Below are 20864 nucleotides of genomic sequence, written 5' to 3' on the forward strand. Positions count from 1 at the left end.
CCCTCATATCCATGATTCATTCTCATTCTAACATTCTGACAATTTAGAGTCAAGTGATTAATCTATCTTTTCTAAAAAAACTTTAGTTGTCTGACAATTGTTAAATTCAAACTCTTACAAAAAGCAGCCTTACGTTAAAACACTTGTATTATAAGCGTTTAAAACGCTTACTGTTATTTATCATAAAATCGTTTTTTCTAATATTTTGATATTAATTTTCTTCTTTAAAAGCCATCTTGAATTCACTTTTAACGTTCATTTTTCTAATAATTGGCTTTCTTAAATAAGTAAATTTCAAATAGAAGTAAGGATTGAAACAACTTTTAAACGTAAAAACCCTTTAAAAGTAAGACTTCCCTATTATCATTTTTAACTCTTCTTATATTATAAATTACCAAAGTTAGTCTTATAAAAATACGGAATCCACCATGTTTTTACCCGATATTTTCTATTTATTTATAAAGATCTATTTCTTTTCCTAACTATTCTCCCTATTTTTTGATGTTAACTATCTAATTTTAACTGTAAACACTAATCAGTCTTAGATTTAAGTGGGATTAGGGATAACCTTAACTTCATCTAAATATAATAAGTAATGAAGTCTACTAAAATACGAAGAATTATCTAATCCATCAGTATTGTATATATTGCCTTAAACATTTCTTTAGTTGAAATAATTGCTTGAGAATTCAAAATAACTCTTTTTTATGATAAAGGATATAAATCTTCCCAAAATTTTGACTTCTAATTTTACCAAAATTTAAAAAGCTCTCATCAAGACATATCAGCTACCAAAATCCTCTCATTACAAATCAAAAAGACCCACCCCTTTCGGGATGAGTCTCTCTTTCGAAAACTGAAATAGTCTAACTAACTCAATTAGATGTGTACCTAATCACTATTTAGTCTTCTTTTTTGCGTTTTCCTGCCAAACCAAGTCCAGCTGCCGCAAGGATTCCTCCGAGAGCCATAGCTGCCATAGACGCATCATCACCTGTTTCAGGGAGTGCTGGTCCTTTAGGAGCTTCTGGTGTAGTTGGTGGTGTCACTGGTGGAACCACTGGTGTTGGAGGAGTCGGTGGTGTTACTGGTGGAACTACTGGTGTTGGAGGAGTTGGTGGAGTCGGTGGTGTTGGAGGAGTCGGTGGTGTCACAATATTGTTGAACTCAGTATCTTCTGGCAATTGAGAAGTTACTGTCAAGACTTTACCGTCTTTAGTTACTGAAACAACGACTCTAGCTACCATCTTATCGTAAGTAATAGTTGTATCGTTACCTTGTACTTCTTCAACAGTATAAATGTGAGTACCTTCTTCACCACGTTTGTACTCAAGTGCAGAGAACTTGATCTTACCTTTAGCATCATTGCTTACAGTTTCGATCACATTACCCTTGCTGTCTTTAAGTACGAAGCTAAACTCACCAGCTTTAAGTTGACGACCTTCAAGTTTCTTAGTGAATTCAAATTCAACCTTAGTTGGGATATTGACTACACGTTTTTCTGTTGGTTTTTCTGGTTTTTCAACAGATTTCTTAGTTGGGTCGTATTGGTGAACGATTTGTGAAGCTGTATTTTCAATGTCAACACCGTCCTTAGCAGATTGTTTAATTTCTGCTGGGATTTCAAACTTGTAGTAACGTCCGAAGGCGAACTTAGTTGTGTCGATGACTTGTGTATTTTCTGCATCTCCAAGTGACTTAGTAAGGTCAGCTTTAGATGTTGCAGTAATCACACCGTTTTCAACCTTGATATCAAACTTAGCTGTCACATCTTCTCCTGTTACAGAGTCGTATGCCTTAATACCAGCTCCGTTGACAGTCAAGTTTGCACTGTCATATTTATCTGTAATACCAACAGATTGAATATTGTGTGCTTCAGTGAATTTAGTTGTATCCAACCATACTTGGTAGTATACTTTATCACCTTTCTTGAGTGTCTTAGTATTGATATTTTGAGCTTCGTTGTTATCAGTCTTATCAACGTAAGGATTTGCATTTGTTTCCGCAATCTTATCCTTCAACTCTTTATCATCGTTGAGAAGTTTGTCACCTGTAATATCGAATTTAGATTCGTTCAAGATGTATTTCTCTGGATTGAAGTCTGGAGTTTCTGGAGGAGTTACACGGTTGTTGAACTCTTTGTCTGCTGGATCTGTTACGTTAGTGATAAGAGCTTTCGCTGTTCCGTCATGTTTAACTTCTACAGTTACTACTGCTTTCATCGCATCGTAAGCGACAGTTCCATCAGTACCCTTCACTTCTTCAACTGTGAATTTGTGAACGCCCGCTTGTTCTTTCTTGAATTCAAGTTTAGACAACTTAACGTTACCAGAGGCATCGTTCATTACAGTTTCAAGGACTTTACCTTCTGAATCTTTCAATACGAAGCTGAATTCGTTAGCTTTCAATTCACGTCCTTCCAGACGTTTAGTGAAGTTGAACTCTACTTGTACTGGTACGCTGTTAACACGTTTTTCAGTTGGTTTGCTTGGTTTTTCAACAGTCTTGCTTACTGGGTTGTAGTAGTTCACTACTTGAGCCGCAGTATTTTCGATGTCTACTCCACCTTTAACGTCCGCTTTAACAGTTGCTGGAATATCAAACTTGTAGTAACGTCCGAATTCGAATTTAGTTGTGTCGATGATTTGAGTATTTTCTGCATCGCCAAGTGACTTAGTGAAGCCATCTTTAAGGGTTGCTGTGATTACTCCGTTAGCTACTGTGATATCAAATTTAGATGTTACATCAGCACCAGTTTTACCATCGTAAGCTTTGATTGCTGAAGCATCAACATCAACTTTAGCCTCATCATAGTCATCTGAGATTCCTACAGATTGGATGTTGTCTTTGTTGTTTGCATCAAATTTAGTTGTATCTAACCATACTTGGTAAACTAGTTTTTGACCTGGTTTAACTGATTTAGTGTTAATGTTTTGAGCTTCATTGTTATCAGCTTTATCAGCATATGGGTTTGCATTTGTATCTGCATACTTGTCTGCTAATTCTTTATCATCATCTAATAATGAAGTTCCTGTTAGGTCAAATTCTTTTTCGTTTAGAACGTATTTCTCTGGGTTGAATTCTGGAGTTTCTGGTGGTGTTACTGTATTGTTGAACTCTTTGTCTGCGATGTCGCCTACAGTAGCCACAAGAACTTTAGCTGTTCCGTCGTGTGATACTGTTACTGTGACATTTGCTTTCATAGTATCGTATGTTACAGTTCCGTCAGTTCCTTTAACCTCTTCAACTGTAAAGTTGTGAACACCTTCTTCACCCTTCTTGAATTCAAGAGCTTTGAACTTAACGTTACCAGATGCATCGTTGCTTACAGTTTCAAGAGTCTTACCTTCAGAATCTTTAAGTACGAAGCTGAATTCGTTAGCTTTAAGTTCACGACCTTCAAGTTTCTTAGTGAAGTTGAACTCTACTTCAACTGGAACACTATTCACACGTTTTTCAGTTGGTTTGTTTGGTTTTTCAACAGTCTTGCTTACTGGGTTGTAGTAGTTTACTACTTGTGATGCCGTATTTTCGATGTCTACGCCACCTGCAACATCAGCTTTCACTGTTGTTGGGATGTCGAACTTGTAGTAACGTCCAAATTCAAATTTAGTAGTGTCGATGACCTGAGTATTTTCTGCATCTCCTAGAGACTTAGTAAAGCCGTCTTTAAGAGTTGCTGTGATTACTCCGTTAGCTACTGTGATATCAAATTTAGATGTTACATCAGCTCCTGTTACTGAATCGTAGGCTTTGATCTTAGTAGAATCAAGTTCCAACTTCGCTTCATCGTAGTCATCTGAGATGCCTACTGATTGGATGTTGTCCTTGTTAGCTGCGTCAAATTTAGTTGTATCCAACCACACTTGGTAAACAAGTTTATCACCACGTTTAACTGACTTCGTATTGATGTTTTCTGCCTCGTTGTTATCAGTTTTATCAACGTAAGGATTAGCTTCTGTTTCAGTGTATTTGTTTGTTAACTCTGAATCATCATCAAGAAGTTTGTTATCTGTGATTGAATATTTCTCTGTATTCAATACATATTTCTCTGGTTGGAACTTAGGTTCAGTTGGAGGTGTTACTACGTTGTTGAACTCTTTATCAGCGATATCGCCAACAGTTGCCACAAGAACTTTAGCTGTTCCATCGTGAGAAACAGTTACTGTTACATTCGCTTTCATTGTATCGTATGTAACGGTTGCGTCTGTTCCAGCTACTTCTTCAACTGTGTAGTTGTGAACGCCTTCTTGTTCTTTCTTGAATTCGATAGCTGAGAACTTAACGTTTCCATCTGCATCGTTGCTTACTGTTTCAACAACTTTACCTGTTGAATCTTTAAGGACGAAGCTGAATTCGTTAGCCTTAAGCTCACGGCCTTCCAAGCGTTTAGTGAAGTTGAATTCTACTGATACTGGTACGCTGTTGACACGTTTTTGAGTAGGTTTTTCAGAATCTTTAACTTTCTTATTGAATGGATTGTATTGGTGAATTGTTTGGTTAGCGGTATTTTCAATATCTACACCAGCTTTAACTGTTTGTTTAACAGTTGCTGGGATATCAAATTTATAGTAACGACCAAACTCAAATTTAGTTGTATCAATAACTGGACTTGCGTCTGTAGCGCTGATAGGTTTAGTCAAGCTTGCTTTAGATGAAGCACTGATTACACCGTTTTCAACGTTGATGTCGAATTTAGCTGTTACATCTTCACCAGTGATACCATCGTAAACCTTGATATCATCAGCGTTGATATCAAGCTTATCTTTTTCGTAGTTATCTTTGATACCAACTGTTTGAAGATTGTTTTCTGCTGTAAATTCTCGAGTATCAAGCCATACTTGATAGTAAATCTTTTGACCACGTTCAACTGACTTAGTATTCAAGTTTTCTTTTTCGTTGTTTGACGCAACGTCCGCATATGGTTTCGCATTGGTATCTGCGTACTTGTCTTCCAACTCTTTATCATCATCGGCAAGTTTGTTACCAATGATATCGAATCTTGGTTCTGAAACAACGTATTTCTCTGGTTTGAAGTTAGGAATTACCTCGTTATCGAAGACACGATCGTCAGCGCCATAAGCATCTCCACCTACTGTAGCGTAAGAAACGACAGTTGTTAATTGAGCACCTGGTGCAGGTTGGATAACTTGAACAGTAACATTGACTTTCATGTTATCGTAAGTAACTGTTGTGTCAGTTCCTTTAACTTCTTCTACTGTGTAGTTGAATGTCTTACCAAGATCTGCTTTAGCATAGTTGATAGTAGAGAATTTAACTTTACCTTCGGCATCATTCTTAACTGTTTCAAGAACATTACCTTCTTCATCTTTCAATTCGAAAGTAAATTCTTGATCTTTCAACTGACGTCCGTTAAGTGTCTTACCAAAGATCAACTCGATAGCAGTTGGAACGTTGTTAACACGTTTTTCAGTTGGTTTTTCTACTGGTTTTTCTTTCTTAGTAGTTGGGTTGTAATAGTTAACTACTTGAGCTGCTGTATTTTCAATTTCAGCACCATCATAAGCACCGTCAGCAACCTTAGCTGGAATGACAAACTTGTAGTAGCGTCCAAATTCGAACTTAGTAGTATCGATAACTTGAGTGTTTTCTGCATCGCCAAGTGACTTAGTGAAGCCAGCTTTAAGAGTTGCAGTAATCACTCCGTTATTAACTGTGATATGGAATTTGTCTGTAACGTCATCACCACTCTTACCATCGTAAGCCTTGATTGCTGATTCACTTACTTCCAATTTAGCTTTATCGTAAGTATCAGTGATACCAACAGATTGAATGTTATCCTTATTGTTCGCATCAAATTTAGTTGTATCAAGCCATACTTGGTAGTTGATTGTGTCACCACGTTTTACTGGTTGAGTATTGATGTTTATAAAGTCGAATATTGGTTTTCCAAGTTCGTCAACTTTACCTGTATCAATTTTTTCGTTGTTATCAGTTTTATCGACATATGGATTAGTATTTGTTTCTCCATATTTATCAGTCAACTCTGCATCATCATCAAGAAGTTTGGTACCAGTGATATCAAACTCACCTCTATCTTTGCTAAGAACGTATTTCTCTGGTTGGAACTTAGGTTCAGTTGGAGGTGTTACTACGTTGTTGAACTCTTTATCAGCGATATCGCCAACAGTTGCCACAAGAACTTTAGCTGTTCCATCGTGAGAAACAGTTACTGTTACATTCGCTTTCATTGTGTCGTATGTAACGGTTGCGTCTGTTCCAGCTACTTCTTCAACTGTGTAGTTGTGAACGCCTTCTTGTTCTTTCTTGAATTCGATAGCTGAGAACTTAACGTTTCCATCTGCATCGTTGCTTACTGTTTCAACAACTTTACCTGTTGAATCTTTAAGGACGAAGCTGAATTCGTTAGCCTTAAGCTCACGGCCTTCCAAGCGTTTAGTGAAGTTGAATTCTACTGATACTGGTACGCTGTTGACACGTTTTTCAGTTGGTTTGCTTGGTTTTTCAACTGTCTTAGAAGTTGGGTTGTAGTAGTTAACTACTTGAGCCGCAGTATTTTCGATATCTACACCAGCTGCCACATCTGCTTTCACTGTTGTTGGAATATCGAACTTGTAGTAACGTCCGAAGGCGAATTTAGTTGTGTCGATAACTTGAGTGTTTTCTGCATCGCCAAGTGACTTAGTGAAGCCAGCTTTAAGGGTTGCAGTAATCACGCCACCTTCAACTGTGATATCGAATTTAGCTGTAACATCATCACCTGTTACTGAATCGTAAGCTTTGATCTTAGTTGCATCAAGATCTAACTTAGTTTCATCGTAGTCATCTGAGATTCCTACAGATTGAACATTTTCTTTGTTAGTTGCTGAGAATTTAGTTGTATCCAACCATACTTGGTAAACCAACTTGTCGCCACGTTTAACAGTCTTAGTATTCAAGTTTTGTTTTTCGTTGTTTGATGCATCGTCCGCATATGGGTTCGCATTTGTGTCTGCGTACTTGTCTGCCAACTCTTTATCATCATCAACGAGCTTGTCACCAGTGATATCGAATTTCTCTTCAGACACAACATATTTCTCTGGTTGGAACTTAGGTTCAGTTGGAGGTGTTACTACGTTGTTGAACTCTTTATCAGCGATATCGCCAACAGTTGCCACAAGAACTTTAGCTGTTCCATCGTGAGAAACAGTTACTGTTACATTCGCTTTCATTGTGTCGTATGTAACGGTTGCGTCTGTTCCAGCTACTTCTTCAACTGTGTAGTTGTGAACGCCTTCTTGTTCTTTCTTGAATTCGATAGCTGAGAACTTAACGTTTCCATCTGCATCGTTGCTTACTGTTTCAACAACTTTACCTGTTGAATCTTTAAGGACGAAGCTGAATTCGTTAGCCTTAAGCTCACGGCCTTCCAAGCGTTTAGTGAAGTTGAATTCTACTGATACTGGTACGCTGTTGACACGTTTTTCAGTTGGTTTGCTTGGTTTTTCAACTGTCTTAGAAGTTGGGTTGTAGTAGTTAACTACTTGAGCCGCAGTATTTTCGATATCTACACCAGCTGCCACATCTGCTTTCACTGTTGTTGGAATATCGAACTTGTAGTAACGTCCGAAGGCGAATTTAGTTGTGTCGATAACTTGAGTGTTTTCTGCATCGCCAAGTGACTTAGTGAAGCCAGCTTTAAGGGTTGCAGTAATCACGCCACCTTCAACTGTGATATCGAATTTAGCTGTAACATCATCACCTGTTACTGAATCGTAAGCTTTGATCTTAGTTGCATCAAGATCTAACTTAGTTTCATCGTAGTCATCTGAGATTCCTACAGATTGAACATTTTCTTTGTTAGTTGCTGAGAATTTAGTTGTATCCAACCATACTTGGTAAACCAACTTGTCGCCACGTTTAACAGTCTTAGTATTCAAGTTTTGTTTTTCGTTGTTTGATGCATCGTCCGCATATGGGTTCGCATTTGTGTCTGCGTACTTGTCTGCCAACTCTTTATCATCATCAACGAGCTTGTCACCAGTGATATCGAATTTCTCTTCAGACACAACATATTTCTCTGGTTGGAACTTAGGTTCAGTTGGAGGTGTTACTACGTTGTTGAACTCTTTATCAGCGATATCGCCAACAGTTGCCACAAGAACTTTAGCTGTTCCATCGTGAGAAACAGTTACTGTTACATTCGCTTTCATTGTGTCGTATGTAACGGTTGCGTCTGTTCCAGCTACTTCTTCAACTGTGTAGTTGTGAACGCCTTCTTGTTCTTTCTTGAATTCGATAGCTGAGAACTTAACGTTTCCATCTGCATCGTTGCTTACTGTTTCAACAACTTTACCTGTTGAATCTTTAAGGACGAAGCTGAATTCGTTAGCCTTAAGCTCACGGCCTTCCAAGCGTTTAGTGAAGTTGAATTCTACTGATACTGGTACGCTGTTGACACGTTTTTCAGTTGGTTTGCTTGGTTTTTCAACTGTCTTAGAAGTTGGGTTGTAGTAGTTAACTACTTGAGCCGCAGTATTTTCGATATCTACACCAGCTGCCACATCTGCTTTCACTGTTGTTGGAATATCGAACTTGTAGTAACGTCCGAAGGCGAATTTAGTTGTGTCGATAACTTGAGTGTTTTCTGCATCGCCAAGTGACTTAGTGAAGCCAGCTTTAAGGGTTGCAGTAATCACGCCACCTTCAACTGTGATATCGAATTTAGCTGTAACATCATCACCTGTTACTGAATCGTAAGCTTTGATCTTAGTTGCATCAAGATCTAACTTAGTTTCATCGTAGTCATCTGAGATTCCTACAGATTGAACATTTTCTTTGTTAGTTGCTGAGAATTTAGTTGTATCCAACCATACTTGGTAAACCAACTTGTCGCCACGTTTAACAGTCTTAGTATTCAAGTTTTGTTTTTCGTTGTTTGATGCATCGTCCGCATATGGGTTCGCATTTGTGTCTGCGTACTTGTCTGCCAACTCTTTATCATCATCAACGAGCTTGTCACCAGTGATATCGAATTTCTCTTCAGACACAACATATTTCTCTGGTTGGAACTTAGGTTCAGTTGGAGGTGTTACTACGTTGTTGAACTCTTTATCAGCGATATCGCCAACAGTTGCCACAAGAACTTTAGCTGTTCCATCGTGAGAAACAGTTACTGTTACATTCGCTTTCATTGTGTCGTATGTAACGGTTGCGTCTGTTCCAGCTACTTCTTCAACTGTGTAGTTGTGAACGCCTTCTTGTTCTTTCTTGAATTCGATAGCTGAGAACTTAACGTTTCCATCTGCATCGTTGCTTACTGTTTCAACAACTTTACCTGTTGAATCTTTAAGGACGAAGCTGAATTCGTTAGCCTTAAGCTCACGGCCTTCCAAGCGTTTAGTGAAGTTGAATTCTACTGATACTGGTACGCTGTTGACACGTTTTTCAGTTGGTTTGCTTGGTTTTTCAACTGTCTTAGAAGTTGGGTTGTAGTAGTTAACTACTTGAGCCGCAGTATTTTCGATATCTACACCAGCTGCCACATCTGCTTTCACTGTTGTTGGAATATCGAACTTGTAGTAACGTCCGAAGGCGAATTTAGTTGTGTCGATAACTTGAGTGTTTTCTGCATCGCCAAGTGACTTAGTGAAGCCAGCTTTAAGGGTTGCAGTAATCACGCCACCTTCAACTGTGATATCGAATTTAGCTGTAACATCATCACCTGTTACTGAATCGTAAGCTTTGATCTTAGTTGCATCAAGATCTAACTTAGTTTCATCGTAGTCATCTGAGATTCCTACAGATTGAACATTTTCTTTGTTAGTTGCTGAGAATTTAGTTGTATCCAACCATACTTGGTAAACCAACTTGTCGCCACGTTTAACAGTCTTAGTATTCAAGTTTTGTTTTTCGTTGTTTGATGCATCGTCCGCATATGGGTTCGCATTTGTGTCTGCGTACTTGTCTGCCAACTCTTTATCATCATCAACGAGCTTGTCACCAGTGATATCGAATTTCTCTTCAGACACAACATATTTCTCTGGTTGGAACTTAGGTTCAGTTGGAGGTGTTACTACGTTGTTGAACTCTTTATCAGCGATATCGCCAACAGTTGCCACAAGAACTTTAGCTGTTCCATCGTGAGAAACAGTTACTGTTACATTCGCTTTCATTGTGTCGTATGTAACGGTTGCGTCTGTTCCAGCTACTTCTTCTACTGTGTAAGTGTAAGTACCTTCTTGACCCTTCGTGTATTTAAGGGCTGTAACTTTTTTACCAGCTTTATTTGTGTACTCTACTGGAGAGAATGTGATGTTACCAGCTGCATCGTTGGTAACAGTTGCAATCACAACATTGTCGCTATCTTTCAACTCGAAGCTGAATTCGTTAGCTTTCAATTCACGACCTTCCAAGCGTTTAGTAAAGTTGAAGTCTACTGAGATAGGTACACTGTTCACACGTTTTTGAGTTGGTTTTTCTGGAGTTTCTACAGATTTACTTACTGGGTTGTAAACGTGAACGATTTGGTTCGCTTTGTTTTCGATGTCTACGCCACCTGCAACGTCAGCTTTAACTGTTGCTGGAATATCGAATTTGTAGTAGCGACCAAATGCAAATTTAGTTGTGTCGACAACTTGAGTGTTATCAGCATCACCTAAAGATTTGTTCATAGAAGCTTTAGATGTTGCTGTAATGACGCCATTTTCAACTTTGATGTCAAACTTATCAGTTACGTCAGCACCACTTTCACTGTCATAAGCTTTAATATCAGCAGCGTTGACAGTTAATTTATCTGCATCATAAGTATCAGAGATACCAACAGATTGGATGTTGTTTCTGTCAGTGAAGTTCTTAGTATCCAACCATACTTGGTAGTAGATCTTTTCACCACGTTCAACTGACTTCGTATTGATATTTTCTGCTTCGTTGTTTGAAGTTCCATCTGCGTATGGATTTGCATTTGTAGCAGTGTACTCATCGGTCAACTCATCGTCATCATCTACAAGTTTTGATCCTGTAATGTCAAATTTCTCTTTGTTAAGAACAAATTTTTCAGGTTGGAATTCAGGTGTTTCAGGAGGAGTGATTTTGTTGTTGAATTCTTTATCATCAGTTCCTTCTGTTGATGTTCCATCAGCATTGACACCGCCAGTTGATGTTACGTTTGTTACAGTAGTCAAGGTGTGACCATTCTTAGCAACTTCAACAGTGATCGTTGCCTTCATAGTGTCATACGTCATACCTACTTCTTTAGCTGCAGGGATAACTTCTTCTACAGTATAAGTGTGAGTACCTACTTTAGTATTATCAAATGAAATTTCTGTAAATGTTACAGTTCCATCTTTTTTGTTAGCTACAGTTTCAACTTCTTGACCGTTTGCATCTTTAAGGATGAACCTGAATTCGCCATCTTTAAGTTCACGTCCAGCCAATTTCTTAGTGAAGTCAAATTTCACTTTAACTGGAGCTACGACAACGTTGTTGAACTCTGTATCAGTTGTTGAAGATGTTTCACCTTTAGAAGAGCTGTAAGTAACAGTAGCTTTTAAATCACCTGCTTGGTTTTTTTCAGTAACAACTACAGTCATGATAGTTTCCATGGCATCGTAGTCAACATTTTTATCTTCTCCAGCAACTTCTGTTACTTTATATTTGTAAGTTCCAACTTTAGTAAAGTTAATATCACTAAAAGTTACCTTGCCAGATTTATTTGTGACGGTTTCAGTATGACCACCTTCAAGTTCTTCACCTGAATCATCAGTTTTCAATTCAACAAGTTTAAAGCTGAAGTCATTATCATTAAGTGTTCGCTTATTCTCTACATTTTTATCTTCGAGAACCTTAGTAAATTCAGGAGTTACCTTAGTAGCTTCACCTTTAACATAGTAGTAGACCGTTTCATAGTTGGGTGTCAATTTATTTTCCAAACGGAAAACGTTACCTGAAGAAACTGGAACGCCATTAATAGCATATGCAGCTCCAGTAGCGCCACGGTTCGCATAAAATTCACCCGCAGCTGAATAACGTGGTTGATAGCCAGCAGCTTCTGAGGCACTCACCTCAGTAATTGTATACTCTATAGTATTATTAGCTGCTTCCCCTCCCCAGGACATTTTATAAAATGTCCCGTTTGGACGTTTATAGATAAAATCAGCTACGTTAGGTTTACCATATTCCAAATCACCAAGATAGTTTGTATTTTGTTTATCTGAGAAAATAGCAAATGGTTTTCCAACAACAAGCTTATCACGTAATTCTGGTTTCAAACCATCTCTAACTGGCTTATTATTATCTTTATTCCATCCAGCATCATCGATTTCAGGATTCTTACCGAAGTCTTCTGGGTGGTCAATTTTATTGTTACTTCCAGGACGAATTACTGTTTCATAAACCTTAACATAGCCATCAGTGTTTAAATCTTTAGAAATTTTATTTAGACTGTCAGATTTGATTGCCCACATTTCAATACGGACAGTACCATCTTCGCCTACAACTTCTTTAATACGTTTTACACCACCTTCAGCATTGGCAACGTCAAACCAACGTTGGCCAACTTCGTAAGGTTTTTTTAGAACATCTACAAGCGAGCGTGAATCTGCTGTTTGATATAGCTTATACCCATCAAAAGCACGAAGAGCTGAAGCATGGAAATCTTGCCCTTCCATACCAGTAAGTGTAAATGAACCAAGACTCTCTTCAGAGCCTGTTGCACGATATGTTTGTGCATCAACTTGTGGAGTTCCAGCGTCATTTACCAGCTTGTAGTCACCTGGCGTAGAAGAATTCATCACATAACTACTGCCATTTGAGACAAAGTTTCCAACCAAGCGATTTGGATCATAAGTTGATGAATTTTTATCAACAACTTTATAGTAAGTCGTCTTAGTAGTTAGACGTGGGATGTAATATTGAGGATCAGTTATAGTCGTTCCTTCGTTGGCTGTGTTAACTACATCATAAATTTGAATCGCAGTACGTTGACCATCGAAATCATTAGCAGAACCGTTGAATTTCCATGTTGCACGGAGAGCTGGACGATCTGTCTTATCAGCATCTTTAACATTTTCAAATCGGAATTCAATATAAGCCTGTTTATTGCCTGAAATAGGTGCTAGAGTAGCCTGACCAAGATTCACTGTTCCTGCACCACTAATTTGTTTTGTTTCTTTAACAGTGTTTGTAGCACCATCAACCAATTCGATTGTTACATTAGTTGAGTTATCATATGGTTTAGACATACGATAATAGAACTTAGTATTATACTCTGTATTGAATCCCATCAAATCAGTAACAATATATGTATACTGAGATGCACTCGGATTCAATTGGTAGTTGATTCCTGCAGTAACATGGTCAGTAGGATCTTTTGGTGTAGGGACTACAAGTGGACGATTCTTAAGTTTTGCACCATTTGGATCACTCATCACTGGAGTTGCAGCTTCTGAACCTTCTGTATAACTTGTTGATACAGGGTCAGTTGCCGAACGACGATTACGGCGACGTCCACCTTCTGTAACCAACGTAGCAGCATTACTACGTTCATTATTCGCTATTGCAACTGAAGCAACGTCCACACCTGCGCTTGCTACGCTAGCACGTGTAGCAATATTTGGTTGGGCAGTTGTAGCTTCTACTGCGGTTTCAGCTGTTTCTGTATTTCCAGCTACTGGAGCTGCTGTAGCTGAAGCGTTTGAAGCTGCTGTAGCTGAAGCTGTAGTTTCAACGTTGTTGCTAGCTGCATTTGTAGATGCAGCTGTAGCTGGTTTAGCTGTTTCTGTAGCAGCTTTTTCAGTTGGTTTTGCAGTCTCTGAAGCTGGTTTAGCTGCTTCAGGTTTTGCAGTTTCTGTAGCTTGTTTGTCAGTTGTCTCTGCGGCAGCCTTATCTGTTGTTGAAGCTTCTGGCGTCAAGTTAAATGTTGACGCAGTTGCCTCAGTTGAAGATACAGCTGCAGTAGGATCTGCTTGAGCTGTTGATGCTGTAGGCGTTTCAACTAAATCGGCAGAGCTCTCACCTGCTACCGTAGAGCTTGGTGTTGAAGATGAAGGTTCTGGGGATGTTACTTCATCAGCCTGAGCAATACGAGCAGCAAAGAGCGCTGTCCCTAGTAAGACTGAAGCGACACCAAACGAGTATTTACGCAATGAAAAGCGCTGGCGTCTATTGAAAATGTCTTTCATTAAAAGACCTCCTCTAAAAAGTTAGTTAGTTATAGGTACACACTTATAAAATTAATCCAATTATAAAAGTGAGTATACTATATTCTAACATTCTGACAATTAGCGGTCAAGATTTTTGTCAAAATTTTTTAATTTTATTTTTCAACTTTCTGATTATTCAACTACAAAAAGATTAGCAATATCAACCCAAAAACAACAAAACACCTTATATAACAATATTTATTAACACTTCACTCAATATAAAAATAATTATTTTATCGTTTTATTTTCTAATTAAAACGCTATTCCAAATCTTTTTCTGAACTTCTCTATGACATTAAAAAAACGAACATTCTCTAATAATACAATTATTATCGCACATATTTGTACGCTATTTCAGAGCATTAACTTCACTTTATCCTACTATTACAGTATTGACGAATCATAACAACTATTCAAACGATTCTCATATAATTACTTAAGAGTAACATATTAAACTCAAACATTCTCCCCAAAAAAGAAACCAGCAACTCAAATTGAACTGCTGGTTTACTTTATTTAAAACTAATAAGAGATTTGTCCGTCTCAATTAGATTAATCTTCTTTTTTACGACGATAGCCTTGAATTCCCAGACCAAGAGCCACAATCAGAGCAGAAAAGCCTGCTACTTCGACTGTTTGCTCTGTTTCTTCACCAGTTTGGGGAAGAACTACTTGTTTTTTATATAAAGCTACTTTTGTAGTAGCAGCCTGTGAAGCTGTCTTAACAACGATTCTCGAAGCTTCATTTACTTGTTTTACTTCTTCCGGTTGCGAAGATACCTCTGGTTTCTTTTCAATAGAAGGATGTTCTGGTTGCTGACTCTTGCTTGGCTTACTCGTTTGATTTAAAGGAGATTTTGGTTTATCTTGATTTATCGCTATATAGTATATAAGGGTATCCTCTCCAGAATTTTCAGGAATAATGGTGCTACCTGGCTGGATAGCTTTTCCAAACTTACTAGGATACTTAGGGTCCTGAAGGTAAGGTTTATAACCTGGAATATCCGGAACAACTGGTAGACCTGATTTGGTTGGGTCTGTTAGATTATTAGGATATTTTACAGATGAAACTTCTGGAAAGTTCAAATCTTTTGATTTGAGTAGTAAGCTTCCGAGCGGTTTGTAGATTACCGTTTCCTCAAGGTTTTCTTGAATAACTTTCTTAGTTGACACACTTGCTTTATCAGCATAATAGCCCTCTAAAACTTCTGTCACAACTGCATCATAGGTTGCTTTATTAGCTTTCCATACTGTTGACGAAAGTTCCTGACCAGTCACCATATCATATGTAACGGTGCGTGTCCATTGTGCAACTTGAACCTTGTCGCTTGGTGCCTTAGCATTTCCATCTGACACAACATAATGAACGGTCGCAGCAACACCTTTCTGCCACTGATATTTACTTGGATATTTTGGACTTAGTGGATCATCCGGGTTGATGACATCACCATCATGAGGATTCCTAGAACCGACTATTACAGTCCTATGTTTCAAAGTAACTCTCCATGCTTGGACAACAGACGTATCAGTATCATAGTGTGCTTGTTTTGGTAACTCATCAGTTAACAATTCATAACCACGACTTTCATAAAATGCAATCTTGTCGGCTGTAGTATATTCAATAATTTCACCTGACTTACCTGTGACACGATCACTCTCAAGACTTGTACCAGTCGTTTGGTCAATATAAGTGATAGTCGCCTCTTGAATAGCCTTACGATAAACAACTGGGGTATCTTCTTCTGGCTTACTTGGGGTTATATTGAGAACATCAGTCTCATAACCTGAGATAAGTGGAGATAAGGTTTTGCCCGCCTTGGTTGGATTTTCGGGATCATTCTGATATTGAATTGTTGGTACACCTTGAATTTCTTTGCCATCAGTATCAACTGCAATAATCTTTCCTAACGGTTTATACGTAACTAATTCCTCAGCGTTAGGAGCTTCTGGTGTTACTTGAAGAGAGCCCGCGTGTCCCACATTTGCGATGTATCCTGGAACTACTGGAACTGGCACACTGCCGTATGTATGGTTTGACACATCCCAAGTGCTGACACCTGAAACCATATCCTTAGTTCCAGTGAAGACAAAATCATTTTGAACCTTAGTCGCTGGCGTTTTTTCACCTGCACCAACAAAGGTAACCGTCTGACTGGTGCCCTGACTCAAAGACTCTTTCTTAGAAACTAAGATAATCTTAGTATCAGCTGTCGCATCTGATGGAAGGACTTGAAAACTACTTGAGTTAAGACCTGGGATGTTTTGGCCAGGCTTAATCTCATAACCTGCTGGTAGCGTTGGTAGAGTGGTGGACTCTACCTTAGTCGGATCTGGAGCGTTGGTATACGGAACAACATCTGTTCCAACGATTTGATTACCCGCTTCGTCCACAAGAATGATTCTTCCCACCGGTGTGTAGCTGACAAGCTCTTCCACATTAGGGGTCGCTACAGTAACTTCTAGTTGACCAGCTTGAGACTTATCTGCGATGTAACCTGGAACCACTGGAACTGGTACACTGCTGTATCTATGGCTTGACATATCCCAAATGCTGACACCTGAAACCATATCCTTTGTCCCAGTGAAGACAAAATCATTTTGAACCTTAGTCGCTGGCGTATTTTTACCTGCACCAACAAAGGTAACCGTCTGACTTGTACCCTGACTCAAAGACTCTTTCTTAGAAACCAAGATAATCTTAGTATCAGCTGTCGCATCTGATGGAAGGACTTGAAGATTACTTGAGTTAAAACCTGAAATATTTTGGCCAGACTTAATCTCATAACCTGCTGGTAGCGTTGGTAGAGTGGTTGACATTACCTTAGTCGGATCTGAAGCGTTGTTATACGGAACAGCGTCTGTTCCAACGATTTGATTCCCCGCTTCGGACACAAGAATGATTCTTCCCACCGGTGTATAGCTGACAAGCTCTTCAGCATTAGGAGTCGCTACGGTAACTTCTAGTTGACCAGCTTGAGACTTATCTGCGATGTAACCTGGAACCACTGGAACTGGCACACTACCGTATCTATGACTTGACACATCCCAAGTGCTCACACCTGAAACCATATCCTTTGTCCCAGTAAAAACAAAATCATTTTGAACCTTAGTAGTTGGTGTATTTTCACCTGCACCAACAAAGGTAACCGTCTGACTGGTGCCCTGACTCAAAGACTCTTTCTTAGAAACCAAGATAATCTTAGTCTCAGCCGTCGCATCTGGCGGAAGGACTTGAAGATTACTTGAGTTAAGACCCGAGATGTTTTGGCCAGGCTTAATCTCATAACCTGTTGGTAGCGTTGGTAGAGTGGTGGACTCTACCTTAGTCGGATCCAACGAGTTATTGTACGGAACAGCGTCTGTACCAACGATTTGATTCCCTGCTTCGTCCACAAGAATAATTCTTCCCACTGGTGTGTAGCTGACAGTCTCTTCCGCGTTAGGTGTCGCTACAGTAACTTCTAGTTGACCAGCTTGAGACTTATCTGCGATGTAGCCTGGAACCACTGGAACTGGCACACTGCCGTATCTATGACTTGACACATCCCAAGTGCTCACACCTGAAACCATATCCTTTGTCCCAGTAAAAACAAAATCATTTTGAACCTTAGTAGTTGGTGTATTTTCACCTGCACCAACAAAGGTAACCGTCTGACTGGTGCCCTGACTCAAAGACTCTTTCTTAGAAACTAATATAATCTTAGTATCATCTGTCGCATCTGGTGGAAGGACTTGAAGACTACTTGAGTTAAGACCCAAGATATTTTGTCCAGGCTTAATCTCATAACCTGCTGGTAGCGTTGGTAGAGTGGTTGACTCTACCTTAGTCGGATCTGAAGCGTTGGTATACGGAACAGCGTTTGTGCCAACGATTTGATTCCCCGTTTCGTCCACAAGAATGATTCTTCCCACCGGTGTGTAGCTGACAGTCTCTTCCGCGTTAGGTGTCGCTACAGTAACTTCTAGTTGACCAGCTTGAGACTTATTTGCGATGTAGCCTGAAACCACTGGAACTGACACACTGCCGTATGTATGCGAGCTTGTTTTCCAAGTAATAGCGTTTGTTGTTAAATCTTTCTTACCTGTGAAAACATAATCATCTTTAATATTAGTAGCTGGCGTCTTTTCTCCTGCACCTTCAAAAACAACCGTTTGCTTGGTTGATTTCGTTACGTCAGAAGTAAGTGGTACATAAACAATTGGTGTATCTTTTGAGATACGATCTGGATCACTTTCATCATTGGGTTCAATTGTTTTGTCAACAATATTATAGCCCCATGCATGAGGTTGTAATTCTCTAATCTTATATCCTGCAGGAGCATCTGGAATAGCAGTTTCTACAGCCTCTCTTGGATTGTACGGATTGTTCTCATAAGTTACTGAATTTGAGTTAGGAATGACGTTAAAGTTCTCATCTACTTGAATAATTTTTCCCAACGGTTTGTATATAACCTTATCTGTCACCTCTGGTTCATCAAGAGTAACTGTCTTAAATCCAGCTTCCGCCTTATCCGCATAGTAACCTGTCACCACTGGAACTGGCACACTGTCGTATGTATGCGAGCTTGTTTTCCAAGTAATAGCGTTTGTTGTTAAATCTTTCTTACCTGTGAAAACATAATCATCTTTAATATTAGTAGCTGGCGTCTTTTCTCCTGCACCTTCAAAAACAACCGTTTGCTTGGTTGATTTCGTTACGACAGAAGTAAGTGGTACATAAACAATTGGTGTATCTTTTGAGATACGATCGGGATCACTTTCATCATTGGGTTCAATTGTTTTGTCAACAATATTATAGCCCCATGCATGAGGTTGTAATTCTCTAATCTTATATCCTGCGGGAGCAGCTGGAATAGCAGTTTCTATAGCCTCTCTTGGATTGTACGGATTGTTCTCATAAGTTACTGAATTTGAGTTAGGAATGACGTTAAAGTTCTCATCTACTTGAATAATTTTTCCCAACGGTTTGTATATAACCTTATCTGTCACCTCTGGTTCATCAAGAGTAACTGTCTTAAATCCAGCTTCCGCCTTATCCGCATAGTAGCCTGTCACCACTGGAACTGGTACACTGCCGTATGTATGCGAGCTTGTTTTCCAAGTAATAGCGTTTGTTGTTAAATCTTTCTTACCTGTGAAAACATAATCATCTTTAATATTAGTAGCTGGCGTCTTTTCTCCTGCACCTTCAAAAACAACCGTTTGCTTGGTTGATTTCGTTACGACAGAAGTAAGTGGTACATAAACAATTGGTGTATCTTTTGAGATACGATCGGGATCACTTTCATCATTGGGTTCAATTGTTTTGTCAACAATATTATAGCCCCATGCATGAGGTTGTAATTCTCTAATCTTATATCCTGCGGGAGCAGCTGGAATAGCAGTTTCTACAGCCTCTCTTGGATTGTACGGATTGTTCTCATAAGTTACTGAATTTGAGTTAGGAATAACGTTAAAGTTCTCATCTACTTGAATAATTTTTCCCAACGGTTTGTATATAACCTTATCTGTCACCTCTGGTTCATCAAGAGTAACTGTCTTAAATCCAGCTTCCGCCTTATCTGCATAGTAGCCTGTCACCACTGGAACTGGTACACTGCCGTATGTATGCGAGCTTGTTTTCCAAGTAATAGCGTTTGTTGTTAAATCTTTCTTACCTGTGAAAACATAATCATCTTTAATATTAGTAGCTGGCGTCTTTTCTCCTGCACCTTCAAAAACAACTGTTTGCTTGGTTGATTTCGTTATATTTTCGTCTGGTGTAGCTAAAGTATTATTTTGATTGCTGGTTGGTATAGTGACCGTAGGTAAACTACTATTTATAGGAGTCCCGTTATTCGATTCAGAGGTATTTAATGATGACAGATTTCTTCCTCGACGTCCACTACGTCGTATGGGTACTTCAGCTGGGATTGCTTCTGATGATAGTATCTCTGTAGGACTCTCAACTGTTTCTACGGTTGCTAAAACTCTCCCTCGACGGAGACTAAATCTTGATGTTTCAGATGTTACCGTATCTGATTTTAATCCTTCAGATAAATCACTTGTAGCTTGACTTTGATTTACTTGAGCCACATATGATTCTTCAGAACTAGCAAAAGACGTAGAATTTCTACTAGTGTTTGTTTCAGATGACGTGTCTTGTTGTATAGAAACTTTTTCATTCTGTACAGTTACTACTTCTTCTACTGGTAACTTTTCTATAGCAGTTGGAACTTCTGATATAGTAGTATCCGATATTGCGGATTCAGCTGCTTCTACAGATTTCACAACGTTATCATTACCTGTTATAACTTCATCAGCTTGTACAGCCTGTCCAGAAAAAAGAACAATTCCAAGTAAGACCGAACAAACGCCAATAGAATATTTTCTCAATGAATAACGTTGACGTTGATTAAAAAAATCTTTCATAAAGTCTCCATAAAAAATTATAATATTTGGGTTATTGCTTTAATTTTATTTTATTATGATGATGCACTTTAAATTCTAACATTCTGATAATTATACGTCAATATAAGTGTCAATAATTTTAATCTTCATTAAATGATTTGTTCTGCTTATTATAAGCCAATAGAGTCTATTGAAATATTTTTAATAATCGGATAAACAAACTAAATAATCAACCTATTTTAAACTTAGCTATCATATAACAAGAATTTCACAAAAAAACTAAAACAACAATTGCTATATCAGACCACACAA

General features: G+C 38.7%; 2 protein-coding genes. Both read right to left on the reverse strand.

The window, feature by feature from the left end; all coding sequences use genetic code 11:
• Positions 1 to 902 precede the first annotated feature (902 nt).
• A complete protein-coding gene (locus tag BSR19_RS07355; RefSeq protein ID WP_156246920.1) occupies positions 903 to 14141 on the reverse strand; it encodes an SspB-related isopeptide-forming adhesin in 13239 nt (4412 codons plus the stop codon).
• Positions 14142 to 14714: 573 nt separating this feature from the next.
• Positions 14715 to 20573 (reverse strand): mucin-binding protein, encoded by a 5859-nt coding sequence (locus BSR19_RS07360; protein WP_156246921.1) that lies wholly within the window; start codon positions 20571 to 20573, stop codon positions 14715 to 14717.
• Positions 20574 to 20864: the final 291 nt, after the last annotated feature.

Source organism: Streptococcus salivarius, from assembly GCF_009738225.1.
Classification (GTDB): domain Bacteria; phylum Bacillota; class Bacilli; order Lactobacillales; family Streptococcaceae; genus Streptococcus.